The 24,639-nt window shown below is 73.3% G+C and carries 20 protein-coding genes and 7 pseudogenes; 8 read left to right on the top strand and 19 right to left on the bottom strand.

The annotated features are described in order from the left end of the window. Positions 1 to 2 precede the first annotated feature (2 nt). Positions 3 to 464: a TetR family transcriptional regulator gene (locus tag MF408_RS10215; protein ID WP_240251273.1), complete on the top strand. Its 462-nt coding sequence runs from the start codon at positions 3 to 5 to the stop codon at positions 462 to 464. Further along, positions 364 to 720: a TetR/AcrR family transcriptional regulator C-terminal domain-containing protein gene (locus tag MF408_RS10210; RefSeq protein WP_240251272.1), complete on the top strand. Its 357-nt coding sequence runs from the start codon at positions 364 to 366 to the stop codon at positions 718 to 720. The genes MF408_RS10215 and MF408_RS10210 overlap by 101 nt, the downstream gene beginning before the upstream one ends. 9 nt (positions 721 to 729) lie before the next feature. Here MF408_RS10210 and MF408_RS26840 read toward each other — a convergent pair whose 3' ends face one another. The 3 genes and pseudogenes from MF408_RS26840 to MF408_RS10200 form a co-directional block, all read right to left on the bottom strand. Beyond that, entirely contained in the window at positions 730 to 1,950 is a 1,221-nt protein-coding gene (locus MF408_RS26840) for a hypothetical protein (protein ID WP_345893892.1), read from the bottom strand. A 388-nt stretch (positions 1,951 to 2,338) separates the two neighbouring features. After that, positions 2,339 to 2,875: pseudogene (locus MF408_RS26835) on the bottom strand (DEAD/DEAH box helicase); the annotation flags it as partial. Positions 2,876 to 3,269: 394 nt separating this feature from the next. Continuing rightward, positions 3,270 to 5,114 (bottom strand): M13-type metalloendopeptidase, encoded by a 1,845-nt coding sequence (locus MF408_RS10200; RefSeq protein ID WP_275693395.1) that lies wholly within the window; start codon positions 5,112 to 5,114, stop codon positions 3,270 to 3,272. A 204-nt stretch (positions 5,115 to 5,318) separates the two neighbouring features. Between MF408_RS10200 and MF408_RS10195 the strand changes: the two genes are divergently transcribed. Then, positions 5,319 to 5,849, top strand: a complete 531-nt coding sequence (locus tag MF408_RS10195; RefSeq protein WP_240251271.1) for a CAP domain-containing protein — start codon at positions 5,319 to 5,321, stop codon at positions 5,847 to 5,849. 32 nt (positions 5,850 to 5,881) lie between these two features. Here MF408_RS10195 and MF408_RS10190 read toward each other — a convergent pair whose 3' ends face one another. From MF408_RS10190 to MF408_RS10160, 9 genes and pseudogenes are all read right to left on the bottom strand, one after another. After that, positions 5,882 to 6,379, bottom strand: a complete 498-nt coding sequence (locus tag MF408_RS10190) for a 2-phosphosulfolactate phosphatase (protein ID WP_240251270.1) — start codon at positions 6,377 to 6,379, stop codon at positions 5,882 to 5,884. Positions 6,380 to 6,666: 287 nt separating this feature from the next. Beyond that, positions 6,667 to 7,137, bottom strand: a complete 471-nt coding sequence (locus MF408_RS10185; protein WP_240251269.1) for a zinc-binding dehydrogenase — start codon at positions 7,135 to 7,137, stop codon at positions 6,667 to 6,669. Between the two features lie 310 nt (positions 7,138 to 7,447). Continuing rightward, a pseudogene (locus MF408_RS10180) lies at positions 7,448 to 7,633 on the bottom strand (NADPH:quinone oxidoreductase family protein); the annotation flags it as partial. 270 nt (positions 7,634 to 7,903) lie between these two features. After that, a complete protein-coding gene (locus MF408_RS10175; RefSeq protein WP_240251268.1) occupies positions 7,904 to 8,629 on the bottom strand; it encodes an amino acid ABC transporter ATP-binding protein in 726 nt (241 codons plus the stop codon). An 11-nt stretch (positions 8,630 to 8,640) separates the two neighbouring features. After that, a complete protein-coding gene (locus MF408_RS10170) occupies positions 8,641 to 9,489 on the bottom strand; it encodes an amino acid ABC transporter permease (protein WP_240251267.1) in 849 nt (282 codons plus the stop codon). Positions 9,490 to 9,499: 10 nt separating this feature from the next. Beyond that, positions 9,500 to 9,634 (bottom strand): hypothetical protein, encoded by a 135-nt coding sequence (locus tag MF408_RS25265; protein ID WP_275693394.1) that lies wholly within the window; start codon positions 9,632 to 9,634, stop codon positions 9,500 to 9,502. A 112-nt stretch (positions 9,635 to 9,746) separates the two neighbouring features. Further along, positions 9,747 to 9,827: pseudogene (locus MF408_RS25260) on the bottom strand (hypothetical protein); the annotation flags it as partial. 106 nt (positions 9,828 to 9,933) lie between these two features. After that, a pseudogene (locus MF408_RS25255) lies at positions 9,934 to 10,380 on the bottom strand (transporter substrate-binding domain-containing protein); the annotation flags it as partial. Positions 10,381 to 10,427: 47 nt separating this feature from the next. Beyond that, positions 10,428 to 11,270 (bottom strand): alpha/beta fold hydrolase, encoded by an 843-nt coding sequence (locus MF408_RS10160; RefSeq protein WP_240251266.1) that lies wholly within the window; start codon positions 11,268 to 11,270, stop codon positions 10,428 to 10,430. 49 nt (positions 11,271 to 11,319) lie between these two features. Here MF408_RS10160 and MF408_RS10155 point away from each other — a divergent pair, with 49 nt between their 5' ends. Beyond that, entirely contained in the window at positions 11,320 to 11,877 is a 558-nt protein-coding gene (locus MF408_RS10155; protein ID WP_240251265.1) for a TetR/AcrR family transcriptional regulator, read from the top strand. A 10-nt stretch (positions 11,878 to 11,887) separates the two neighbouring features. On the opposite strand, the pseudogene MF408_RS25250 reads toward MF408_RS10155, so the two are convergent. Then, a pseudogene (locus MF408_RS25250) lies at positions 11,888 to 12,306 on the bottom strand (family 1 glycosylhydrolase). Between the two features lie 91 nt (positions 12,307 to 12,397). Beyond that, positions 12,398 to 13,156 (bottom strand): annotated as a pseudogene (locus MF408_RS25245) (family 1 glycosylhydrolase); the annotation flags it as partial. A 100-nt stretch (positions 13,157 to 13,256) separates the two neighbouring features. On the opposite strand from MF408_RS25245, the gene MF408_RS10145 reads away from it, so the two are divergent. Then, positions 13,257 to 13,949, top strand: a complete 693-nt coding sequence (locus MF408_RS10145) for a pirin family protein (RefSeq protein ID WP_240251264.1) — start codon at positions 13,257 to 13,259, stop codon at positions 13,947 to 13,949. Between the two features lie 53 nt (positions 13,950 to 14,002). On the opposite strand, the gene MF408_RS10140 is transcribed toward MF408_RS10145, so the two are convergent. Next, positions 14,003 to 15,613 (bottom strand): copper resistance protein CopC, encoded by a 1,611-nt coding sequence (locus MF408_RS10140; RefSeq protein ID WP_240251824.1) that lies wholly within the window; start codon positions 15,611 to 15,613, stop codon positions 14,003 to 14,005. A gap of 286 nt (positions 15,614 to 15,899) precedes the next feature. Here MF408_RS10140 and MF408_RS10135 point away from each other — a divergent pair, with 286 nt between their 5' ends. Next, positions 15,900 to 16,154: a tautomerase family protein gene (locus tag MF408_RS10135; protein ID WP_240251263.1), complete on the top strand. Its 255-nt coding sequence runs from the start codon at positions 15,900 to 15,902 to the stop codon at positions 16,152 to 16,154. Positions 16,155 to 16,335: 181 nt separating this feature from the next. Here MF408_RS10135 and MF408_RS10130 read toward each other — a convergent pair whose 3' ends face one another. Further along, complete coding sequence (locus MF408_RS10130; RefSeq protein WP_240251262.1) at positions 16,336 to 16,629, bottom strand: hypothetical protein; 294 nt, start codon at positions 16,627 to 16,629, stop codon at positions 16,336 to 16,338. A gap of 81 nt (positions 16,630 to 16,710) precedes the next feature. Between MF408_RS10130 and MF408_RS10125 the strand changes: the two genes are divergently transcribed. Beyond that, positions 16,711 to 16,947, top strand: a complete 237-nt coding sequence (locus tag MF408_RS10125) for a hypothetical protein (RefSeq protein WP_240251261.1) — start codon at positions 16,711 to 16,713, stop codon at positions 16,945 to 16,947. Here MF408_RS10125 and MF408_RS10120 read toward each other — a convergent pair. Continuing rightward, a pseudogene (locus MF408_RS10120) lies at positions 16,887 to 18,458 on the bottom strand (PKD domain-containing protein); the annotation flags it as partial. The gene MF408_RS10125 and the pseudogene MF408_RS10120 overlap by 61 nt on opposite strands. A gap of 13 nt (positions 18,459 to 18,471) precedes the next feature. Here MF408_RS10120 and MF408_RS10115 point away from each other — a divergent pair. Then, positions 18,472 to 18,690 (top strand): hypothetical protein, encoded by a 219-nt coding sequence (locus MF408_RS10115; protein WP_240251260.1) that lies wholly within the window; start codon positions 18,472 to 18,474, stop codon positions 18,688 to 18,690. Positions 18,691 to 19,110: 420 nt separating this feature from the next. Here MF408_RS10115 and MF408_RS10110 read toward each other — a convergent pair whose 3' ends face one another. Continuing rightward, the gene (locus MF408_RS10110) at positions 19,111 to 23,013 is read right to left on the bottom strand and encodes a LamG-like jellyroll fold domain-containing protein (RefSeq protein ID WP_240251259.1); all 3,903 of its coding nucleotides are present in this window, start codon (positions 23,011 to 23,013) and stop codon (positions 19,111 to 19,113) included. Beyond that, positions 22,982 to 24,409 carry a ThuA domain-containing protein gene (locus tag MF408_RS10105; protein WP_240251822.1) on the bottom strand — a complete coding sequence of 476 codons (1,428 nt, stop codon included), beginning with the start codon at positions 24,407 to 24,409 and terminating at the stop codon, positions 22,982 to 22,984. Before MF408_RS10105 ends, MF408_RS10110 begins: the two co-directional genes overlap by 32 nt. Positions 24,410 to 24,639 lie beyond the last annotated feature (230 nt).

Genomic DNA, 24,639 nt, shown 5'->3' with positions numbered 1-24,639 from the left:
CCATGCCCCGACCACTGATCGATCTCCTGTGGCGCGACCACCCCGCGGCCGCCGTCGCCGGCCGACGGGGGCCGCCGGCCCGCGTCTCGACTGGCACGGTGGTCGGCACCGCCGTCCGGCTCGCCGACGGCCACGGCCTGGCGGCCGTCACCGTCCGTCGGCTCGCGGCCGAGCTCGAGGTCTCGACGATGTCGGTCTACACCCACGTCAACAGCCGGGACGACCTGCTCGTGCTGATGGCCGACGCGGCGCACGCCCTGGCCGAGCTGCCGGCGTACGGGCGGCTCGGGTGGCGCTCGCGGGTGCGGCTCGTCGCCGAGGCCAACCTGGCGCTCCCTGCGCGCGCACCCGTGGCTGCTCGACGTGGCCGACGAGCGGACGGCGCTCGGCCCGGGCACGATCGCGAAGTACGACCACGAGCTCGCGGCGCTCGCACCGCTCGGCCTCGACGACGTGACCTGTGACGCGGCCCTGACGTTCGTGCTCGACTTCGTGCGCGCGAGCGCCCGGGCGCTGCTCCCGCGTCCGCACGCCGACGAGCTGGCGGAGCAGTGGCCCGTCTGGGGTGCCCGGCTCGCGACGTACGTCGGCGACGACTTCCCGCTCGCCCGGCGCGTCGGCGCGGCCGCGGGCGAGGCGATGGGGGCCGCGCACAGCCCGGCGCTCGCGTGGGAGTTCGGCCTCGCCCGCGTGCTCGACGGGCTCGCGGCCCTCGCGTGAGCGGCCGGGTCAGCCGGAGACGGCGAGGGTGACGGGCAGCACGGCACCGGCGCCGGCCCCGTGGAGCCCCGCGGCGGCGAGGGTGACCGACCAGCCGGTCACGACCAGGTCGTCGACGAGGAGCACCCGCCGCCCCTCCACGGCCGCCGGGTCGTCGAGCCGGAGCGCGCACCGGCGGCCGACGGCCGCCACCCGCTGGGCCGAGTTGGTGGCCCCGCGGTCGGGTCCGACGGACGGGTCGACGACCGCCCACCGGCCGACCACGGGGACGCGGAGGAAGCGCGAGAGTCCCTGGGCGAGGTCGGTCGTCAGCGTGGGCCGCCGCTCCGACTCGGCCACCACGATCGCGTCGACCTCCGGCCGCCAGTCCTGCAGCACCCGGACCATCGCCCGGGCCAGCCCCTCCGGGACCGGACCGTCGGCCACCCTTCCGTCGTCGTCGCCCGAGCCCGCGCGGAACAGCTCGCGGAGCGCCGGCCCGTGGCCGAGGTCGGTGAGCCGCGCGATCGCGCGGCCCTCCTCGGCCGGCGGCTTGATCCGGCCGCTCAGCTGCACGCCGATCGTCGGGAGGCCGGTCGGCCACAGCTTGCGCGGCTCGATCGCGACGCCGGGGCGGGCGAGCCGCTCGGCCGCCTCCCCCACCGCGGCCTCGGAGACCTCCGTGGAGAGCGCCAGGCCGCCGCACCGGTCGCACCGGCCGCACCGCCACCCGGGGTCGGCCGCCAGCTCCGGGTCGTCCAGCTGGCTGCGGAGGAACGCCATCCGGCAGCGGTCGGTCGCGAGGTAGTCGAGCATCGCCTGCTGCTCGCGCTCCCGGGCCTCGGCGACCCGCCGGTAGCGCGCGGCGTCGTAGGTCCACTCCCTGCCGGTCGCCTCCCAGCCGCCGCGGACGCGGCGTACGGCGCCGTCGACGTCGAGCACCTTGAGCATCGTCTCCAGCCGGTTGCGGCTGAGGTCGACCCGGGTCTCGAGGGCTGCCGTGCTCATCGGGGCGCCGGCCTCGGCGAGCGCGGCCAGCGTGGCCCGCACCTGCTCCTCCCGCGGGAACGCCAACGAGGCGAAGTAGGCCCAGATGTCGCGGTCCTCGGTGGCGGGCAGCAGCACGACCGACGCGCCCTCCGCCGGCAGGTCGCGGCCACGGCCGGCCCGCCCGACCTGCTGGTAGTAGGCGACCGGCGAGCTCGGGGCGCCGAGGTTGACCACGAACCCGAGCGACGCGTCGAAGCCCATCCCCAGGGCACTGGTGGCGACCAGCGCCTTGACCTGCCCCCTGGAGCAGCTGCTGCTCGAGCGCCAGCCGCTCGGTCGGCTCGGTCTGGCCGGAGTAGGCCTCGACCCGGTGGCCGCGGCTGCGCAGGTAGTCGGCCACCTCCTGCGTGGCCGCGACGGTCAGGCAGTAGACGATGCCGCTGCCCGGCTGCTCGGCGAGGTGGTCGGCCAGCCATGCGAGCCGCTGCTCGGCCGTGGTCAGCCGCACCACCCCGAGCCGCAGCGTCGCCCGGTCGAGCGACCCGCGGAGCACCAGCGTGTCGCGGCCCAGCTGCTCGGCCACGTCGTCGGTGACCCGCTGGTTGGCGGTCGCCGTGGTCGCCAGGACCGGGATCCCGGCGGGCAGCTCGTCGAGCAGCGTCCGGATCCGGCGGTAGTCGGGCCGGAAGTCGTGGCCCCAGTCGGAGATGCAGTGGGCCTCGTCGACGACGAGCAGGCCGCAGGTGGCGGCCAGCCGCGGCAGCACCTCGTCACGGAAGCCGGGGTTGTTGAGCCGCTCGGGGCTGACCAGCAGCACGTCGACCTCGCCGCGCTGGATCGCGGCGTTCGTCTCGTCCCACTCCTCCACGTTGGTGGAGTTGATCGTCACCGCCCGGATCCCGGCCCGCTCCGCCGCCCCGATCTGGTTGCGCATCAGCGCCAGCAGCGGACTGATGATCACCGTCGGGCCGCTCCCCTGCTCGCGCAGCAGCTGCGTGGCCACGAAGTAGACCGCCGACTTCCCCCACCCGGTGCGCTGCACTACCAACGCCCGACGACGGCCGACCACCAGCGCCTCGATCGCCGCCCACTGGTCGTCGTACAGCGTCGCGTCGTCGCGCCCCACCAGCGCACGCAGGTGCTCCTCGGCGCGGTCGCGGATGTCGCTCCGGGTCGCTGCGGTCATGCGACGTGTCTACCAGCGGGGTGTCGGTGGGGGGTGGGTCGGCGTCCACAGGTGGTGCGGCGGGGGTGGTGCTCGCGGAGGTGGCGCAGCACAGGAGGCGCAGGTTCATCAAGGTATGTCGCCGAGCTGGCACTTCCCACGGTGTGCCCGCCGTGGGGAGCGCAGGTTGGTCGACATACCTTGATGAACCTGCGGCCCCTGGGACCCCGCTCCACAACGGGCCGACCACCGCCGGCGGCGGGACACGGGACGACCCCGAGAAAGTGGAAGCCGCCGCAGGTGTCTCGGGTCACCTGCGGCGGCGAGCACCAGCCTACGACGGCGGCGCCGGGGCTGTCCTGGGAATCGGCGAAATCGCCGCGACGATCCCGGCCGCGCCAGCGCCGGCTGCCGGTCACCAGATGCGCACGCGGTCGGCGGGCTCGACCCAGGGGCCGTCGCCGGGGCCGGTGCCGAACACCTCGTGGAACTCGTCGAGGTTGCGCACGATGTTGGCGCGGAACTCGGCCGGCGAGTGCGGGTCCATGGTGAGGTACTGCAGCTGCTGCTCCCGGCGGCGCTTGGTGCGCCACACGTAGGCCCAGTTGAGGAACACCTTCCGGCGGTCGTCGACCGACGCCTCCCGACCGGCCTTGCCCTCGGCGATTACGAACGCGCGGTGGGCGATGGTGAGGCCGCCGAGGTCGCCGATGTTCTCGCCGACGGTGAGCGCGCCGTTGACCCGCTCGCCGGGGAGGTCGCGCGGCTCGAACGCGTCGTACTGCTCCACCAGGGTCTTCGACTTCACCTCGAACGCCGCCTTGTCGTCCGGCGTCCACCAGTCGTTGAGGTTGCCGCGGCCGTCGAACTGGGCGCCCTGGTCGTCGAAGCCGTGGCCGATCTCGTGGCCGATCACGGCGCCGATGCCGCCGTAGTTCTCCGCCGGGTGCGCGTCGGGGCTGAAGAACGGCTTCTGCAGGATGCCGGCGGGGAAGCAGATCTCGTTGGTGCCGGGGTTGTAGTAGGCGTTGACGGTCTGCGGCAGCATGAACCACTCGTCGCGGTCGACCGGCGAGCCGATCTTGGCCAGGTGGCGGTCGGTCTCGAACGCCGCCGACGCCTGGGCGTTGGCGACGAGGTCGTGCGGGGTGACCGGCAGCCGGGAGTAGTCGCGGAACCGGTCGGGATAGCCGATCTTGGGCCGGAACGTCTCGAGCTTCTCGTAGGCGCGCTGCTTGGTCTCCTCGGTCATCCAGTCCAGCTGGGAGATCGACTCGCGGTAGGCGGCGAGGAGGTTGCCGACCAGCTCGTCCATCATCGCCTTCGACGACGGCGGGAAGTGGCGGGCGACGTACTCCTTCCCGACCGCCTCACCCATCGCGCCCTCGACGAACGACACCGCCCGCTTCCACCGCGCCCGCAGCTCGGGGGTGCCGGAGAGGGTGCGGCCGTAGAAGTCGAAGTTGGTCTCGACGAACGGGTCGGGGAGGTAGGGCGCCGCCGAGCGGAGCACGCGGCTGAACATCCACTCCCGCCACACCTCGATCGGGGTGTCGGTGAGGACGCTCGACAGGTGCTCGAGGTACGACGGCTGGCGCACGCACAGCTCGGCGACGGTGGCGTGCGGGCCGGAGAGCTGGCCGCCCAGGTTGGTGACGTAGGCGTCCCAGTCGAACGCCGGGCACATCGCCTTGAGCTCGGTCTCGGTGCGCAGGTTGTAGGTCTTCTGCACGTCGCGGGTCTCGGCGCGCTCCCAGTGGCCGCGGGCCAGCTCGGTGTCGAGCGCGAGGATCCGCTGCGCCGCGCCCTCGGGGTCGGGGTGCTCGCCGAGGGTGAGCATCCGGGTGAGGTAGCCGACGTACTTCTCCCGCACGCCCGCGAACTTGTCCTCGCGGTAGTAGCTCTCGTCGGGGAGCCCGAGGCCGCCCTGCACGACGTGGAACAGGTAGCGGTCGGAGTCGCGGTCGTCGGTGTCGACGTAGGAGCCGAACAGGCCGTAGCCGCCGATCCGCTCGAACTCGCCGAGGAACGCCGCCAGGTCACGTACGTCGCGCAGCCCGCTCGCCGCCTCCAGCAGCGCCCGGACCGGGCCCAGGCCGAGGGTCTGGATGCGGTCGGTGTCCATGAAGGAGTTGAAGAGGTCACCGATCTTGCGGGCGTCCTCCGCCTGCTCGTCCGAGGGCTGGGCGGCGAGCTCGGTGATGATCTCGCGGACCTGCTCCTCCGCGACGTCGGCGAAGCTGGACGAAGGGGGCCCCACGCCGACCGGTCGGCAGGGATCTCGGTCTCCTCCAGCCACCGGCCGTTGACGTGGCCGAAGAGGTCGTCCTGCGGCCGGATGTCGGGGTCCATGCCCGGTCGGGCGTCGTCGAGGATGCTCACGACAGCGAGCCTAAGCGCACCCGGCAACAGCGGCGACGCGCACCCGGTTGGGTCCGGAGAACCGACGCGCCACACTGGACGGATGCGTACGACGCTCACCCTGCTCCTCTCGACCGCCCTCCTGCTGGTCGCGCCGACCGGCGCCGCCCCCGGGGCCGCGGCCGCCGCGCCGGCCACGGCCGCCGAGCGCGCCGAGGCGCCGGCCGAGCGCGCCGCGCAACGCGCGGGGCTCGCGGACCGCAGGCGCCAGGTGGTCCGGTTCACCAACCGGGCCCGCCGGGCCAACGGCTGCGCCCCGCTGCGGCAGGTCGCCACGCTCAACCTCGCAGCGCAGCGGCACACCAAGCGGATGGCGCGGGCGCGCCGCCTCGACCACCAGCTGCCCGGCGAGCCGGCGCTGGGCCGGCGGGTGACCCAGGCGGGGTACGACTGGACGCGACTCGGGGAGAACATCGCCTATGGCTATCCCACCGCCCGCAGCGTGGTCCGCGCCTGGCTGCGCAGCCCCGGCCACCGGCGCAACATCCTCGACTGCCGGTTCCGCCACATCGGCGTCGGCTTCGTGATGCGCGGCGGCACGCCGTGGTGGACCCAGGACTTCGGCCGCCGCTGACGGTTCACGGCCGGCTCGGGAGCGGGTCGGGATCAGCAGCCGTCGGGTGAGGCGGCGGCGAACCCGTCGTCGGTGAGCAGCGGCACCACGGTGTCGGCGTCGACCGCCGCAGCGGCCGCCACGTCGTCGGCGTAGCCCATCGCGGCGAGCTCGCGCCCGCCCGCACAGGCGGCGAGCAGGTCGGGGAGCCGGTCGGCGACCCGGCGGTACGACGCCGCCGCGTGCTCGGCCTCCGGGCTCGGCCGCGGCGCAGCACCCCGCCGCTCCAGCGCGTCGAGGACCGCGCCGGCGCCCCACAGGTCCTCCAGCGACGGCCGCAGCGACCCGTCGGGCCAGCGCTCCCCCGCCGGCACCACGGCGACTGCAGCGCCGCGCTGGAGCCGCGGCACGAGCCAGTCGGCGACTGCGGCACGGGTGCGCAGCGAGGCTCCGACGACGGTCGGTCCGGCCGGCGCGGCGAGGGCGGCGCAGATCGAGGAGCCGTTGGGCGAGGGCAGCACCAGCCGCGGCACGGGGTCGCTCGCCAGCATCCCGGCCGGGGGACAGGCTCGGCGGCGGGTCGGCGAGCCGGGCGGCCTCGAGCCGGCCGACGGCCAGCACCGCGTCCCGCTCGGCCGCGAACGCCGCGGCCCGCTCGTCCTTCCACGGGAACGGGTGCACCCGGGCGCCGCGCGCCACGGCGATGCCGAGCGTGGTGGTGAACGACAGCACGTCGACGACGACCACGAGGTCGGCGCCCTCGGCGACAGCGGCCCCGCCGGTCGGTCCCCACTCGAGCCGGACGGCGTACGACGCCTGCCCGTGGGCCGCCCGGACGTCAGTCACGGACCCGGACGACCAGCTTGCCGAGCGCGGCCCGGGCGTCCATGTCGGCCAGGGCCTGCCCGAACTCGTCGAGGTCGTAGACCCGGCCCACGGGCGGCCGCACGACACCGGACTCGATCATCGGGGTGAGGGCACGCCACTGCTCCTGCATGTAGCCGGGGCGCCCCATCGCGTAGGCGCCCCACCCGACGCCGCGGACGTCGACGTTGTTGAGCAGCAACCGGTTGACCTTGACCTCCGGGATGCCCTGCCCGGCGGCGAAGCCGACGACGAGCAGCCGCCCGAGCGGCGCCAGCGAGCGCAGCGAGTCGGTGAACAGGTCGCCGCCGACGACGTCGACCACGACGTCGACTCCCCGCCCGCCCGTGAGTGCGACGACCGCCTCGCGGAAGCCGTCGACGAGGACGGCGTCGTCCGCGCCGGCCTCGCGGGCGAACGCCGCCTTCTCCTCGGTGCTGACCACGGCGATCGTCCGGGCCCCGAGCCCCCCTCGCCACCTGCAGGGCGGCGGTGCCGACGCCGCCGGCCGCCCCGTGCACGAGCACCGTCTCGCCCTCGCGCACCTGGCCCCGCTCGGTCAGCGCGAAGAGCGCGGTGAGGTAGTTCATCGGCAGCGCGACCGCCTCGTCGAACCCGATCCCGTCGGGCAGCGCGAACGTCGCGTCGGCGGGCCCCGCGACCAGCTCGGCGGCGCCGCCGTACGGCAGCACCCCGACCACCCGCTGCCCCGGCTCGAAGCCCGGCCCCGACACCACGACCCCCGCGTAGTCGACGCCGAGCGTGAACGGCGGCTCCGGACGCAGCTGGTACTGCCCGCGGCTGAGCAGCAGGTCGGGGAACGACACGCCCACCCGGTGCACCCGCACCAGCACCTGGTCGGCGGAGGGTGCCGGCTCCGGCACCTCCCCGACGACGACGTCGGCCGGCCCGGTCGTGGTCACCACCCGCACTGCGCGCATGGCGGGGAGGGTAGCGGGGGCGGGGGGTCGGCGGGGCGGTGGTCGGGCGGGGTGGGTGGCGTGGGGCGGGTGGCGCGGGGTGGGTGGCGTGGGTGGGGGCCGGGGGCCCGGGGCGGCGGCCCTCGCGCCTATGCGTGCGGGCCCACTTGACGGGCAGAACCTCCACTTGTCGGGCATTGCTTTGCCCGACATGTTGAGGTTTCCCCGGTCGGCCGGGGAAACCTCACGTCGCCGACCCCCTCAGACCCACCAGCCCGCGCCCCACCCCCCTCACCCCGGCAGCACCCGCCTCAGGAACTCCCGGGTCCGCTCCTCGCGGGGCTCGACGAGCACCTGCGCCGGCGGGCCGTGCTCGACGATCCGGCCGCCGTCGAGGAAGCAGACGCGCGACGCGACCTCGCGGGCGAACCCCATCTCGTGGGTGGCGATCACCATCGTGGTGCCGGTCCCGGCGAGGCCGCGGACGATGTCGAGGACCTCGCCGACGAGCTCGGGGTCGAGGGCGGCGGTGATCTCGTCGAGGAGCAGCAGCTTGGGCTCGGTGCAGAGGGCGCGCACGAGGGCGACCCGCTGCTGCTGGCCGCCGGAGAGCCGGTCGGGGTGCTTGTGGACGTGGTCGCCGAGCCCGAACCGGTGCAGCAGGTCGGTCGCCCGCCGCTCGGCGTCCCGGGCCGACATGCCGTGCACCTTGCGCGGGGCGAGCGTGCAGTTGGCGAGCACCGACAGGTGCGGGAAGAGGTTGTAGGCCTGGAACACCATGCCGATGTCGCGGCGCACGTCGCGCGGGTCGACGCGGGGGTCGGTGATCTCCCGGCCCTCCATCTCGATGACGCCGTCGTCGACGTCCTCGAGCAGGTCGAGGCAGCGCAGCAACGTCGACTTGCCCGACCCCGACGAGCCGATCAGGCACACCACGTCGCCGGCGTGCACCGTCAGCGACACGTCGTCGAGGACCACCCGGTCGCCGTAGGTCTTGCGGAGGCCCCGGCCCTCCATCAGCGGCGCGGTCACAGCGCGCCCGCCCGCTCGCGGCGCGCCACCCGGCGCGCGAGCCAGTCGCACAGCCGGGCGAGCGGCACCGTCATCGCGACGAAGAAGCAGGCGACGACGACGTACGGCGTGTAGTCGAAGTTGTAGTTGGCGTAGTCGCGGGCGGTGAACAGCGCGTCGAAGATCGACACCGACGCCACCAGGGCCGTGTCCTTCTGCAGCGACACGAAGTCGTTGAGGAGCGGAGGTACGACGCGGCGCGTGGCCTGCGGGACCACGACGTGCCGCATCGTCTGGGCGCGGGTCAGGGCCAGGGCGTCCGCGCTCGCCAGCTGGGAGGGGTGCACCGACTCGATGCCGGCGCGGAACACCTCGGCGACGTAGGCGGAGTAGGACACGACGAGCGCGACGGTCGCCCAGGTGAACGGGTCGTTGGTCAGCCCCTGCAGCTCGAGTCCGGGGATGCCGAATACGAACAGGAACACCAGCAGCAGGGTCGGCACGCCGCGGACCACGTCGGTGTAGACGACGGCCAGCCCGCGCAGGGGCACCAGCCACGGCGAGCGGGCCTGGCGCACCAGGGCCAGGGCGAGGCCGAGCACGAGGATGATCGGCTCGGCGATGAGGAACATCTTCACGTTGACCCAGAAGCCGTCGACGATCGCCGGCAGCACGGCGCGGGCGTGGTCGGCGTCGAGGAACGACTCGCGCACCCGCGGCCACCCCGGCGACACCAGCACGGCGGTCGTCAGGCCGCCGAGCACGACGACGGTGGCGATCGACGCGACCAGCACCCGCTGTCGCTGCATGTCCTGCCGCACGCGGCGGCGTTCGAGCTCCCGCTTGCTGGGAGTCCAGCTCGTCACGGTGGGGGGACTACTGGAGCTCGGGCACGCTCACGACGTCCGAGAGCCACTCCTGCTCGAGGTCGTCGAGGGTGCCGTCGTCCTCGAGCGCGGCGAGCGCCCGGTTGACGCACGGGAGCAGCTCGCTGCCCTGCTCGAAGAGCATGCCGAACTCCTCGGTGTCGCCGCCCTCGACCTGGAACTGGCCGATCAGCCTGCTGCCGGGGGATCTCGGCCGCGCTGATGTAGAACGCGGTCGGCAGGTCGGCGAGGATCGCGTCGACCTGGCCGTTCTCCATCGCCTGCTTCGCGGCGTTGGTGTCCTCGAAGACCGCCGGGTCCTCGTCGGGCTGGATCACCTCGCGGATCGCGGTCAGCGACGTGGTGCCGGTCTGCGCCCCCCAGCTTGTGCTGCTTGAGGTCCTCGAGGCTGGTCGCGCCGGCGGCCGGGCTGTCCTCGAGCGTGATCACCGCCTGCGCGGCCTGGTAGTAGCCCTCGGAGAAGTCGACGACCTCGTCCCGCTCCTCGGTGATCGAGATCTGGTTGATGTCGAAGTCGAAGTCGGTGCCGCCGGGCTTGAACAGGTTGTTGAAGCCGACCGTCACCCACCGCACCTGGTCGCGCGCGAAGCCGAGCTCCTCGGCCACGGCGTAGGCGACCGCGGACTCGAAGCCCTTGCCGTTGCTGGGGTCGTTGTCGACGAACCAGGGCTCGTACGCCGGGGAGTCGGTGCCCACGGTCAGCACGCCGTCCTCGCGGAGCGGAGGTCCTCGACCGCGCACTCGTCGGACTCGGCGACCTCGCCGGTGCGGTCCTCCGCCTCGTCCTCGGGCGCGCAGGCCGCGAAGGCGACGGCCAGGGGAGACGGCCGAGAGGGAGGTGAGCAGGCGGCGGTGGCGGAGCAGGTGCATGGCGGGATCGTAAGCCGTGGCCCGCCGGCCCGCGGACGCCGTCCGGGTCAGCGGGCGAGCCAGGGCTCCACCAGCTCCTCCCAGAGGTCGGCGTGGGCGGAGCGGAAGAAGCCGTGGTGACCCATCCGGCGACCGTCGAGCTGGTGCGGCCCGAAGCGCTGCCGGACCTGCTCGGCACCGGTGTAGCGGTCGTGCAGGCGCTCGATGCTCGCGGCGCTCATCAGCTCGTCGTCGGTGAACGACAACGACATCAGCGGCGCCTTCACCTCGGCGTACAGCGCCGGCGCCTCGGGGTGGTCGACCTCGAGGTAGCCGTCGTGGAGGCACCAGCGGCCCCACTGCCGCACCACCCCGGCCGGCAGGTCGCCGATCACCCGCAGGCGGGACCCCGGGTAGTAGCCGGCCACCCGGGTCGCGACCGGCGCCAGCGCCAGCCAGATCAGCGGCGCCAGCCACCGAACCCGGGGCGCGTTGCGGCGCCAGTAGCCGTCGCCCGCGGCGACGGTGACGACCGACGCGAGCCGGGTGTGGTCCACGAACGGCAGCATCTGCCCGCCCAGGCTGTGGCCGACCCAGGTCACCGGCAGGTCGCCGGCCTCGTCGGCGACGGCGTCGAGGAGCACGCGGACGTCGGCGAACCAGCGATCGACGTCGGCGGTGGACGCCTTCATCGCCGCCCGGCTCTCCGTCCCGCGGTAGTCGAAGGTGACCACCCGCCAGCCGCGCCCGGCGAGGTGGCGGGCGAACGGGGCGTAGTACGTCGAGGGCGTGGCCATCGCCGGCACGACGAGCACCACGCCGCGCGGCGTCCCGGCCGGCTCGAGCGTGACGTAGGCGAGCGCCCGCCCGTCGTCCGCCACCGCGCTGCTATGACGAGTGTCATATTCCATGGCCGGAGTCTATGACGACTGTCATAGCCAGGGCAATAGGATGGGCTCCGTGGCCCGTGACACCCGTTCCCGGATGATCGCCGGCGCCGCGCGGCTGGTCGGCACCCGCGGCGCGGCGTCGATGAGCCTGCGCGAGCTGGCGCGGGCGGCCGGCGTGCCGATCGGCTCGACCTACCACCACTTCCCCGGCGGGAAGCAGCAGCTGGTCGAGGAGGCGGTGCGCTCCGTCGGCGCCCACGTGACCCGGCGGATCGAGGCGGGCCGCGACGACGGGCCGGCCGCGGCGCTCGAGGCGCTCGCCGACGAGTGGCGCGACGTGCTCGAGCGCACCGGGTTCGGCTCCGGGTGCCCGGTGCTCGCCGTCGCCACCGAGGACGACCCCGCGCTCGGCGCGCTCGCGACCCAGGTCTTCGAGGCCTGGCAGGAGTCGCTGACGGCGGTGCTCGTCGACGCCGGGGTCGACGAGCAGCGGGCGCCCCGGCTGGCGATGCTCGTCGTCGCCGCGATCGAGGGGGCGGTCGCGCTGTGCCGCGCCGAGCGGTCGCTGCGACCGCTGGAGGACTCCGTCGTCGAGCTGCGGGGGCTGCTCGACAGCGCGCTCGGCTGAAGCCGGTCCGTCAGTCGTTGGCGGCGCGGTGGCGCGCCACCAGCTCGGCGTACCAGTGGAACGACCGCTTCGGCGTGCGGCGCTGCGTCTCGTAGTCGACGTGGACGAGGCCGAACCGGGGGCGTAGCCCTCGGCCCACTCGAAGTTGTCCATCAACGACCACGTGTAGTAGCCGCGGACGTCGACGCCCGTCCGCACCGCGTCGGCGACCGCCCCGAGGTGGGCGGCGAGGTAGTCGATCCGCGCCTGGTCGTCGACGACGCCGTCCGGCCCCGGGCCGGTGTCGAACGCGCAGCCGGACTCGGTGACGTAGATCGGCGGGACCGCCGCACGGAACCGGGCGCGGAACATGATCAGCCACTCGCGCAGCGCGTCGGGCACGATCGGCCAGCCCAGGTCGGTCGTCGGGTAGCCGACCACCTCGAGCATCTCGAACGGCAGCTCGCTGTCGACCCGCCGCGGCGCCGATGCGGAACGGGTTGTAGTAGTTGACGCCGTAGAAGTCGAGCGGCTGGCGGATGGTCGCGAGGTCGCCGTCGCGGATGACGTCCTCGACGAGCGGCTCGAGGTCGCGGGGGTAGCGCCCGAGCAGCATCGGCTCGGCGTACATGCCGTTCCACAGGGCGTCGAAGATCTTGGTGGCGCCGACGTCGGCGTCGTCGTCGGAGGCCGGCCACATGGGCGCGTGGTTGTTGGCGCAGCCGACGCTGGTCGCCCCGGCCGCGCGCAGGGCGATCGCGGCGCGCCCGTGGGCCACGAGGAGATGGTGCGCGACGGGGAGGGCGTCGAACATCAGCGTCCGGCCCGGCGCGTGCAGGCCGGTGGCGTAGCCGAGCGTCGTGACGACGTTGGGCTCGTTGACCGGCACCCAGTGCTCCACCCGGTCGGCGAGCCGCTCGCCGACGACCGCGGCGTACTCCGCGAACCGCTCGACGGTCGCCCGGTTGAGCCACCCGCCGTCGTCCTCGAGCGCCTGCGGCAGGTCCCAGTGGAAGAGGGTGACCATCGGCTGCACGCCGGCAGCGAGCAGCTTGTCGACGAGCCGGTCGTAGAAGTCGAGGCCGGCCGGGTTGACCTTCCCGGCGCCGGTCGGCTGCACACGGGGCCAGGCGACGGAGAAGCGGTAGCCGGGCGCGCCCAGCCGCTCCATCAGCGCGACGTCCTCGTCGACCCGGTGGTAGTGGTCGCAGGCGACGGCGCCGCTCGAGCCGTCGGCGACCCGGCCGGGCTGGTCGCAGAACGTGTCCCAGACGCTCGGGCCGCGGCCGTCCTCGGCCACGGCTCCCTCGATCTGGTACGCCTGCAGTGCTCGTCCCGAACCGGAACCCTCCCGGCAGCCTGGGGAACTCCTCCGACGCCGCCACGGCACAATCCTGCCTGTGAGCGTGGAGATCCGCAGGAGTTCGGCCCGGTACGTCGAGCGGGAGCCGGGCCGGCTGACCCAGCACGCCTTCTCCTTCGGCCCCCACTACGACCCGCAGCGGTTGGCGTTCGGCCCGATGGTCTGCCACGACGACCACGTCCTCGGCGCCGGACGCGGGTTCGACGACCATCCGCACTCGGCGCTGGAGATCGTGACCTACGTCGTCTCCGGCACGCTGCTGCACACCGACTCGCTCGGCACCTCGACCGAGCTGGGGGCCGGCGAGTGCGCCCTGCTCTCGGCCGGCGCCGGCGTGCGGCACAGCGAGGTGGCCGGCGCCGGCGGGCCGGCCCGGTTCGTGCAGGTCTGGCTCACCCCGGACGACCCCGACGCCGCTCCTCACTACGCGCGCCCGGACGCCGCCGGCGCACCGGGACCGGCGCTGGTGCCGCTCCTCGGCGACGGCGCCGACATCGGCCTCGGGGTCGCCGGCGCGTCGTTCGCCGTGGCGCGGCTCGCGGCCGGCGACACGCTGCGCCTCCCGACCGCCCCGCGGCTGCACGCCTACGTCGCGACCGGCGCCCTGCTGCGGTCGTCGCTGGCCGAGCCGCTGCAGGCAGGCGACGCGTTCCTGTTCGTGGACGAGCCCGCCCACGAGGTCACCGCCGGCGTCGCGACCGAGCTGCTGGTCTGGACCTTCGGCGGCTGACCTGCCTCCGGCCCCGGGACGGGCCGGGCGGGGTTTATCGGAGCGGCCAGCGCTCAGCCCGGGCCGCCGATGGAGAAGTCGACCGTGGTGACCGGGTTCTCGAACTCGTCGATCCGGAGCGACACCTGCAGCGTCCACTCGCCGGGCGACGGGAACACGACCTCGGCGGAGTACGTGCCCGGCGCGATCGACTGGAGCGGCACGACGCCGAGGTCGACCTGGTCGGAGGAGAGGCTATCCTGCGGCGCCTCGTAGCCCTCGTACGACGCGCCGTTGGCGTCGCGCATCTCGAGGGTGACGGTGGCGGGGCCGCTGGTCGGCGGCGAGACGGTGGCGACCACCTCCGCCTCGCCGAGGGTGGTGGTGCGGCTCTGCGGGCGGGCCTGCTGGGCGGCCGCGGCGGAGGTGTCGGGCTCGGGGCTGCGGTCGACGAGTAGGCCGGTCAGGAGCAGCACGCCGACCAGCACGCCGGCCTCGGCCGCCGTCGCCCGGCTGACCAGGCGCGCGCCGGCGCGCCGGTCGCGGCGGCGTACGGTCGCCTGCATCTCGGGGAGCAGCCGGAACCGGTTCCACGCGGCGATGCCGGCGGCGACGCCCGCCGCGGCGATCTTGGCGAGGAGCAGCCGGCCGTAGCCGGTGCCGGTGAGGACGTCCCACGAGCCGGCGATCCGCCAGGCGAGGACGACGCCGGACACGACGAGCGCGGCGAGGACGCCGGCCGCGATGCCGGAGAACCGCGCCAGCACCTCGGCGCCGACCACACCGCGCGCGGCGAGGTCGGGGAGCACCAGTGCGAGGGCGGTGAGACCCCCGAGCCAGACGCTGCCGGCCAGGAGGTGCAGCACGTCGGTGGCGACGGCGAGCGCCTCCGGCGTCGCCGCGCGGGTGTGGCCGGACAGCGCGGGGGCGCAGCAGGCGATCCCGGCGGCGACGAGGGCCGCCACCCGGCGTGGTCGCTCCGGCGCACCGGAGCCGAGCGCCCCGACGGCGACGACCGTGCCGAGCACGACGGCGGCGGTCACGACGTACTCCGTCGTCGCCAGCGCCGACCAGGTGGCGCCGTCGCCGAGGGAGCCGAGGTCGCCGCCGAGCTGGTAGACGGCCACGAGCGGCAGGGCGACCAGCCAGCCGAGAACCGCGGCGACCGCACCGGCGCGGGCGGCGACGACGAGCCGGCGGCGGGCGCGGTCGGTCTCAGGGGCGACGGGCAGCAGCAGGAGGGTGAACGCGGTGAGTCCGACGGCGAGGAAGAGCCCGGCGTAGGCGATCCAGCGGACGATGCTGAGCTCGAGCGGGGCGCCGGACGGGCCCTCGGCCTGCGTCGGTGGCGCCGCGACGGTGGCGCTGGGCGCGCCGACGGCGAAGGTCAGCGACCCGCTGACGGGGTGGCCGTCCTCGGAGACCACCCGCCACACGACCACGAGGGTCCCGACCGCGACCTCCTCCTCGAGGCTGATCTCGAGGTCGGGACCGCTGACGCCGGACTCGGACTCGACCTCGGTGCCGGAGGCGTCGAAGACCTGCACGCCGTCGGGGACGCCGGCGATCGTCTCGTTGAAGGTCAGCCGGATCGACTCGGGCGCCTCGGCCAGCACCGCACCCTCGGCGGGGTCGGACTCGACGAGCGAGGCGTGGGCGTCGGCCGGGCCGGCGGAGCCGAGCAGGAGGGAGGACGGCGATCGCCGCGACGGCGAGCCAGGCGGCGGGGCGCCGCCCGTGGCGGCCGAGCACCAGCATCCGTCGAGCCCCTCGTCCTCGCCTGTCGCGGAGTTCACCATCGCGAACTCGGTGCGGCCCAATGAACCAGGGCACCGAACCGATGTCAAGCATGTGAACGGCTCGCTGGACGGGCCGTTGTGGCGCCCGCCACGGACAGCGTATCCTGTTCAGGATACCGAACCAGGGTCGCCTACGTGGACGGTCCTGCAGTCCCCGCCTGAGGAGAGAACCATGCCCAACATCACCGTCGAGCTGCTCCGCGGCCGCACCGTCGAGCAGCGGCGCGCCTTCGCGCAGGCCGTCACCGAGAGCGCCGTCGAGATCCTCGGCGCCCGCCGCCAGGACGTCCGGATGGTCTTCTCCGAGATCACCCCGGACATCGTCGCCAACGGCGGCGTGCTCGCCAGCGAGGACGACAGCCGCGCCGGCGTCGTCGCCTCCCCTCGCCGACGGCTCCTGACCCAGCCGCCGTACGCCCTCTCGTAGGGCGCCGCCCGCTCCCCGGGCCCGCCGCCCACCCGCCGATCCTCGGATCGACGTGGTGGGGGGCGGGTGGCCGGGGAGTCGGTGTTTTTCTGGCGGGTGGGTTGGGTTGCGCGCGTGGGACGTCATACGGCCCGTGGGCGATCGCCCTCGCGACGTATGACGTCCGCGCCCGGCCCCGACCTCACCGCACCCGGAACCGCCAGGTGACGACCCGCCGGTTGCCGACGGCGTCGACGGCGACGAGCCGGACCTTGTGGACGCCGCGGGTGAGGGTGCGGCGGGGGTCCAGGTCACCTTGCCGAGGCGGGCGTTGTAGCGGCGGGCGACCTTGCGGCCGTCGACCTTGAGCACGACCGAGGCGGGGCGCACCCGGGTGAGCCGGTCGACGACCTTCGCCCGGATGGTGGGGGTGCGGTCGCGCACGACGCCGCGGGGGTTGGCGCGCACCACGGGAGCGGTGCGGTCGACGGTCCACCGGCGGACGGCGACGGGGCCGGTCTGGCCGACGGCGTCGGTGGAGCGGACACGGAGCACGTGCCGGCCCTCGCGCACGCCGGTGAGCCGCACCGGGGAGGTGCAGGGCTTCCAGCTGGCACGGTCGAGACGGCACTCCACGGTGCTGTCCGCCTCGGTGCTGTCGAACCCGAACGTCGCGGCCCGGGACCGCACGGCACCGGCCGGGCCGCGGGTGAAGCTGGTCCGCGGGGCGGTGTGGTCGCCGACGAGGACCTCGACGGTCTCGGTCGCCACCGGCCCGCCCTCGGCGCGGCCGACGGTGAGGGTCGCGGTGTAGGCGCCGCGCTCGGTGTAGGTGTGGTCGGGGTCCGGACCCTCACCGGTCGTCCCGTCACCGAAGTCCCACGCATAGGTCAGGCCCGCGGTGTCCGGACCCAGGTCCACGCACCCGATCCGCTTCGCCGAGTTGTCCGGGTCGTGGATCACGATCGAGACCGCCTTCGCCCCCGCCCGCTGCGGCTGGGTCACCTCCACCAGACCGCTCGCACCCGAGGCGTCGGAGGTGAACGGCAACCAGATCTCGTTCTCCTCCGCGAACGGCCCGCTCTCGTCGAACCGGAAGTGCGCCCCCGCGTTCCCCACCGCACACGCCTGCTCGTGCACGTGCACCATGTGCTCGGCGCCCGGCTTCAGCCCGGTCACGTCCAACGACGCGTACGTCGCCCCCCGCGACCGCACCATCCGCGCCGTCCCGCTCAGCTCGGGGTAGGTCGACAGCCCGTCGGCGAACGCCACGAACTCACCACCCGTCGCCACCTCCGCCGAGAACTCCACCGACGCCGGCACGGCCTCGCCCGGCACGTCCACCGTCGCCTCGACCGACGGCAGCGCCGGCGCCGCACCGACGACGACCTCCACCGTGTCGGTGACGGTCGGTCCGCCGTGGCCGGCGTGAGGACCGCCGACGGTCACGGTCGCCGTGTAGGTGCCCGGCTCGGTGTAGGTGTGGTCGGGGTCCGGACCCTCACCGGTCGTCCCGTCACCGAAGTCCCACGCATAGGTCAGGCCCGCGGTGTCCGGACCCAGGTCCACGCAGCCGATCCGCTTCGCCGGGTTGTCCGGGTCGTGGATCACGATCGAGACCGCCTTCGCCCCCGCCCGCTGCGGCTGGGTCACCTCGACCAGACCGCTCGCACCCGCGGCGTCGGAGGTGAACGGCAACCAGATCTCGTTCTCCTCCGCGAACGGCTTGCTCTCGTCGAACCGGAAGTGCGCCCCGGCGTTCCCCACGGCACACGCCTGCTCGTGCACGTGCACCATGTGCTCGGCTCCCGGCTTCAGCCCGGTCACGTCCAACGACGCGTACGTCGCCCCCCGCGACCGCACCATCCGCGCCGTCCCCGTCAGCTCCGGGTACGTCGACAGCCCGTCGGCGAACGCCACGAACTCACCACCCGTCGCCACCTCCGCCGAGAACTCCACCGGCGCCGGCGCCACCGGCGAGAGCGGCGTCGCGGCCGCCTCGACCGTGGGCAGCGACGAGGCCCCCGCCACGTCGACGGCGACGATGTCGGTGCCGACCTCGCCCGCGTCGTCGGAGACGGTGAGCGTGGCGAGGTGGCTGCCCGGCTCGGCGTACGTGTAGGTCACGTCCTCGCCCTCGGCGGTGGCGCCGCCCGGCACGCCGAAGTCCCAGGAGTAGGTGAGCGAGCCAGCGTCCTCGTGTCCCGCGACGTCGCCGGAGAACGCGACGGTCAGCGGCGCGGAGCCGCTCGTCGGCTCGGCCGACGCGGTCACGGTGGGCTCCTGCCCGCTGCCGGGCTCCTCGACGTAGATCCAGCCGCGCATCACGGTGCTGTGGGTGGAGCAGATGTACTCGTACATCCCCGGCTCGGTGAAGGTCCGGCGGATCGGCTCACCGCCGGGCCGTCGGCCCTCCAGCACCGGCTCCTCCCACACGCTGCGGGAGTCCACCGAGGTGAGGTCGTGGTCGAGCAGGGCCCGGTCGAACTGCCACTCCACCGTGTCGCCGACCGCGATCGTGACGTCGGCGGTGCCGGTGTCGGCCGACACCCAGTAGTTCCCCGTCTCGTCGTCCACCGCGTCGACGACCCAGGTGCGGCCCTCGGCCGCGGGGGCGGCCTGGCGGTCGGCACCGTGCGACGCGTGCCCTGCGTGGTCCGCGTGCGCCGCGTGTCCAGCATGCCCGGCGTGGGCGTCCTGGGTCGCCGGCGGAGCGGCGACGGCGCCCGCGACCGGGGTGAGGGCGGTGGCGCCGACGAACGCGACGACGAGGCCGCGCAGGGCGAGGAAGGCTCGGTGCCGGGAGCGGGACGCTGCCGAGCGGAGGGACATCGAGGGGACCAGCCTTTCGGGAGGGATCGGGGGTACGGCGGCCGTGCCGCCACGCCGTCGGGACGCGCGGCCCCAACGGCCGCGGGCCCGGGCGACTGCTCGCCCGGGCCCGCGTCCTTGCACTGTCCGGCAGTGCTCGGTGGTGCTAGCGCTTGACCTTGATCACCACCGTCTTGCTCGCCTTCTTGACGTGCTTGCTGCCGGTGTAGACGACCTTGACCCGGATCTTCCCGGCCTTGGCCTTGGGCAGCTTGACCGTCACCTTGCCCGCCTTGAGCACGCGGACGGCCTTCTTGCCGTTGACGGTGATCCGCACCTTGCCGGCCACGCGCACCTGGTTGGGTGCGGTGAGCGCGACCTTGACGGTGGCCTTCTTGCCGCGCTTGATCGCCTTGGGTGCCTGCACCCGCAGCTTCGGCGCGACCTTCTGGACCGTCAGGGCGACCGTCGTCGACGACGCCTCGTGCGAGTCGTCACCGGCGTAGCTCACGGTCAGCTGGCGCTTGCCCGGCGCGAACGGCTTGGCGGGCAGCTTGACCCGCGCCGTGCCGTTCACCAGGTCCGCGGAGCCGAGCTCCTTGGCACCCAGCGAGACCGTGACCTCGCCACCAGCGGCGTCCGGCGAGACGGTCGCGACGACCGTTGCGCGCTTGCCGTAGGTGACCGCCTTCACCGACGCCGTGATCGTGGTCTCGACGGGCTCGGGAGCCGCCTCGACCGTGATCGTCACCGTCGCCGGCGCCGAGTCCGCGGACCCGTCGTTGGCGGTGTAGGTGAAGGTGTCGGTGCCGGAGAACCCGGCGTCCGGCGTGTAGGTGAACGAGCCGTCCTCGTCGAGCGTCACGTCGCCGTTGTCGGGCTGGGTGACGTTCGTCGCGGTGAGGTCGTCGCCGTCCGCGTCGGTGTCGTTGTCGAGCACACCGGGCGCCGGCACCTCGAGGGGGTTGCCCTCGGTGGTGTCGTAGGCGTCGTCCGCGGCCTCGGGGGCCACGTTCGGCGGAGGCGCGTTGAACAGCTCCTCGACCTGCTCGTCCGACAGCTCGTAGCCGTACAGCCGGAAGTCGTCGATGAGACCGTTGTAACGCTGGTCCGGCCAGCTGGTGCCGCCGAGCAGGTTCATCGTGGTCTCGCCGCCGACGCCGACGTCACCGATGCTGACGGTGAAGTCCTCCCGGGTGCCCACCAGCTCGCCGTTGAAGTACAGCTTGCCGGTCGAGCCGCTCATGGTGAACACGACATGGGTCCACTCGTTGAGCGGGATGTCGTTGCCCGGGCCGAGGATGAGTCGCTCCTGCGCAGAGCCCGGGGTCCCCGGGGCCTTGAACGTCGCAGCGAACCCGGTCGGACCGCTGGCGTTGGTGTTCGACTGCAGCAGGAAGAACGTGTCCGTGCTGCTGCCGATCTGCAGGTGCGCCACCCACTGGGGCAGCTGGTTCGGCCGGAGCCAGAGCGAGGTGGAGAACTCCTCGTCGAGGCCGGCTTCGATGTTGTCCGGCAGCCGCACGTGGTTCCCGGTGCCGGCGTCGCCGCCGGGGAACGAGAGCGCGGAGCCGTACTTGCCGTCCGGCGACCAACCCACGGCGCCCTGCAGCTGGGCCTCGCCGATCGACGAGTCCAGACCGGTGTTGTCGGCGGTGGTCCCCGCACCCTCGTCGAAGGTGTAGTGGACCGGAACGCCCTCACCGACCGGCGGCCGCTCGACCGTGTGGGTCAGCGTGCCGACCGAGTCACGCCAGCCGTCGGCCGCCGTGAACCGGACCTCGATGGCGTGGTCGCCCGAGGAGAGCGCGACCTCCGGGAACGTCACCGTCCCGTCGACCACCTCCACCGGGGTGCCCACACGGCTGCCCTTGATCCAGAGCTCGGCCGAGCCCTCGACCGGGGCGTCACCGTCCGCGTCGACCGTCGCCGAGACCGTCACCGGCTCGCCGAACGGCGACGGGGAGGCCGGGTCGACCGACACCGTCGTGGTGGTGCGCAGCGCCGAGCCCTCGTCGTACATCGCCGCCACGTCGTCACTCGTCAGGGCGGAGGTGTAGACACGCACGTCGTCCATCAGGCCGTCGTACGCCGGGTCCGGGTAGCCGTTGCGACCCAGCCAGTTGTTGGCGGTCGGACCGACATCGGTCATGTCGATCGTCAGGTCGTCCCGGCTCGCGATCTCGACACCGTTGAGGAACAGCGTGCCGGTCGCACCGTCACGGACGAACACCACGTGGTTCCACTGGCCCTCGGTCACGTCCTGCGTCGGCGTGGCGTAGACGCGCTCCTGCACGTTGCTGCCCTTGGCCTTGAAGGTCGCCGCGAGACCGGAGTTGCCCGGGTTGCGGGCCTGGGTCTGCATCTGGATCTGGAAGAAGCTCCCGTCGTCCCCGAGGCCGTCACCGATGTGGAACAGGTTGATCCAGTTCCCCTTGGTGTCGGGCCGCACCCAGAACGAGGTCGTGAAGGCGTCCTCGCCCTGCAGCAGGTTGTCCGGCAGGTCGACGGTGTTGGTGTTCTCGCCACCGACCAGGTCGAGCGCCGAGCCGAACACGCCGTTCTCCGACCAGCCCGTGTCACCCACCAGCGTGGCCGCGTCGACCGAGGTGTCGGTGCCGGTGTTGGCGGCCGTCGACCCCTCGCCCTCCTCGAACTCGTAGTGGACGGGGATGTCGGACGTCTCCGGGTCCTCGGCGATGACGACCAGGTCGTCGATCATGAGGCCGGCGCCTTCACCCGAGCCCTTCAGGCGGAGCACCTCCGACCGCTGGTCGGCCGTGAACGTGCCGACGTAGTAGTCGTAGGCGGTCTGCGAGGAGAACTCCGACGTCGCGGTGAGCGTCGCCGTCAGCGAGCCGACGGTCAGGTCCGCCACGGCGTCGCCGAGGCCGGCTGCCGAGCGGTTGTCGCGAGCCATCCGGAACGAGACCCGGTAGTCGCGGCCCGTGCTCAGACCCTTGATCGTCCGCTCGACGTCACCCGAGCTGCCCAGCGCGAGCTGGTAGCCGGTCAGCCCGAGACCGCCCTGCCCGGTGGACGCACCGCGCACGAGCTGCACCTGGCTGGTGACCTCCCACGGAGCCATCCGGCCGTTGCCGGGGGCCACGTCGATGACCATCGGCGGGTTCGCGCCCCGCCACTCCGTGGGGAGCTTGGGGTACTCGAACTGGTCGACGATCTTCGGCGTCCGCTGGTCCATCCGGACCTCGGGGTCGATGTCGACGATCTTCGCGACCGACGGCGTGCCGTCGGCGTCGAAGACGAACAGCATGTACGAGCCCGGGGGCGCGTAGGTGGAGTCGACCGGGGAGTCGATCGAGACCGTGTTGCCGTTCTGGCTGAACTCCAGGTCCTGGAAGTTCTGGTCGTTGTTGAACCCGTGGGTCACCGAGCCGTTGCGGACCAGGGTGACCCGCTCGATCGGACCGTCGGTCTGGATCTCGAAGGTGCCGTCGTAGCCGAGCTTCTTCGGCGCCTTGGTGATCTCGGGCCGGACAGCCGGCTCGTCACCGTCGAACAGGTAGGCGGGCGAGTAGTACTCGACGTCGCGGTAGTTCCGCGGGCCGGGCACGCCGCCGCCACCGATCATGACCCGACCGTCGGGCAGGAGCAGCGCGGCCGAGTGGTAGAGCCGGGCGTGCTCGTAGGGCACCTCGATGGTGGTCCAGGTGTCGGTGTCGGGGTTCCAGATCTCGGCGTTGGTGACGTAGCCACCGTTGCCGTTGTTGTCGCGGCTGCCGCCGGAGACCATCACGTCGCCGTTGGGCAGGACCGTCGCGGTCGGCCAGTGGCGCTGGTACTCCATCGGCGAGGTGGCCTCGATGATCGGGTCCTCGACGCCGCCGGGGCCGGTCAGGTCGACGGTGAAGCCGGCGCGGGCGCCGGCGGGGCCGCCGCCGTTGACCCAGTGGCCGCCACCGACCTGCAGGATCTTGCCGGGCCGGTACATCGCGGCCGTCGACGTGGCGCCGACCGGCCGGCCCAGCGGGCCCTGGTCGGCGATGTCCGTCGGGAGCCGGTCGAAGTGGGTGATCTCACCCTCGCCGTCGGTGTCCAGCTCGAACATCGCGGTGCCGCTGATGTTGAAGACGGTGCCCCTTGCCGGGGACCACGAAGGCCCGGGGGTACCACCAGCGGTTCTCGTCGGGCTGGCCGTTGCCGCCGTCGCCGTACGCGTCCTGGCTGGTCGCGCCGGTCAGCAGCTTCCAGCCGGAGCCCTCGTCGGGGTTGTAGACCTCCGGCGTGATGACGCCGGGGCCACCCGGGCCGCCCTTGGAGCTGCCGCCCTGCACGACGATGCGGCCGTCGGGCAGCGTGGTGCCGGTCGGGTACCACCGCGGGAAGTGCATCGGCGCCTCGTCGGTGATGCCCGTGTTGGTGGTGTAGTTGGTGACACCGATCGCCGCGTCGTTGGGCGCGTTGGCGCCGAGGCTGTCGTCACCGCCGACCGTCATGATCGACTTGCGGTGCGGGTTCTGCACCTGCATCGAGCAGAACAGGTCGGTGTACGTCGTGTTGGCGATGACGCCGTCGTAGAGGTTGTCGAGCGTCCGCTCCTCGCTCGGGTCCCAGACGTCGATCTCGGTCTGGCCGCCCTGCGAGATGCAGCCGTCACCGGAGAAGTCGAACGGGGTCGAGTCGTTGCAGCCGGTCGAGACGCTGCCGAAGGACTGCACCTTGCCGTCGGAGGTGAGCGCCATGTTGATCGGCATCAGCGGCCACGGCGTCACGCCGCTCCACTCGCCCTGCTCGTCCTTCGCCGGCGGCGTGCAGTCGGCGTCCACGAGGCCGGCCGAGTAGGCGAGGCCGTTGCGCATCTGGGTGCGCATGAACGGCTCCGCGTACGCCGAGCCCTCGTGACCGAGCGCGGTGTACCAGGATCGGCCCGAGTCGATCTGCTGGCACCACGTGATCGGGTGCGTCGTGCCCTGGCGGCCGAGGCTGCTGTAGGAGCTCTCGTCGGTCTCGAGCAGCGTGCGCACGTTGCCGGCCGGGTTGAACGTCCAGTCGTACCACTCGTCGTTGCGGGTGATGTCGGCCGGCAGGTTCGCGGTCAGCGGGTGCGACGGGTCGGTGTTGACCACGCGGCCCGAGCGCACGCCCGGGTTCTCCGGGTGGCCCTCCGACATCGCACCGACCAGCTCGAGGTAGAACGGGTTGACGTCGTGCTCGCTCTGGCCCACGGACCAACCGGTGTAGTGGAGGCCCATGAAGCCGCCACCGCCGCGGATGTAGTCCTCCAGCGCGGCGCGCTGGGCGTCGTTGAAGAGCACGCCGCCGGTCTGCGCGAAGACGAGGACGTCCTTGTCAGCGAGGTTCTCCTCGGTGAACGCCGCGGCGTCGTCGGTCTCCTCGATCTCCAGGACCTGCTCGTGCTCGGTGGCGAGCTCCTGGGCGAGGTCCCTGACGGCCTGGCGGGCCTGGACGTGGGAGGCGTGGAACTGGGTCTTGTAGAAGAGCAGGACTTTGAGGTTGCCGTCGGTGGGGTCCGCGGAGGCTGGGGGACACGGACCCGGCGAGGACCGGGAGCGCGACCGCCAGCGCCGCGGTCACCGCGACGAGGTGCGCCAGTGAGCGGCGACACCGCTCGACTGTGCGCAGACGGGGCCTGCGAAGCACGTTCATTCGGAGATTTCCTTTGACTCGGCTCGACTCGAGATACGCCTCGGGCAGGCGTACTCGGGGCTGACGT

The sequence above is a fragment of the Nocardioides sp. TF02-7 genome, assembly GCF_022437945.1.
Taxonomy (GTDB): Bacteria; Actinomycetota; Actinomycetes; order Propionibacteriales; family Nocardioidaceae; genus Nocardioides.
Note: the sequence above shows the minus strand (reverse complement) of the source record. Positions and strands in the feature narration are given on the sequence as shown.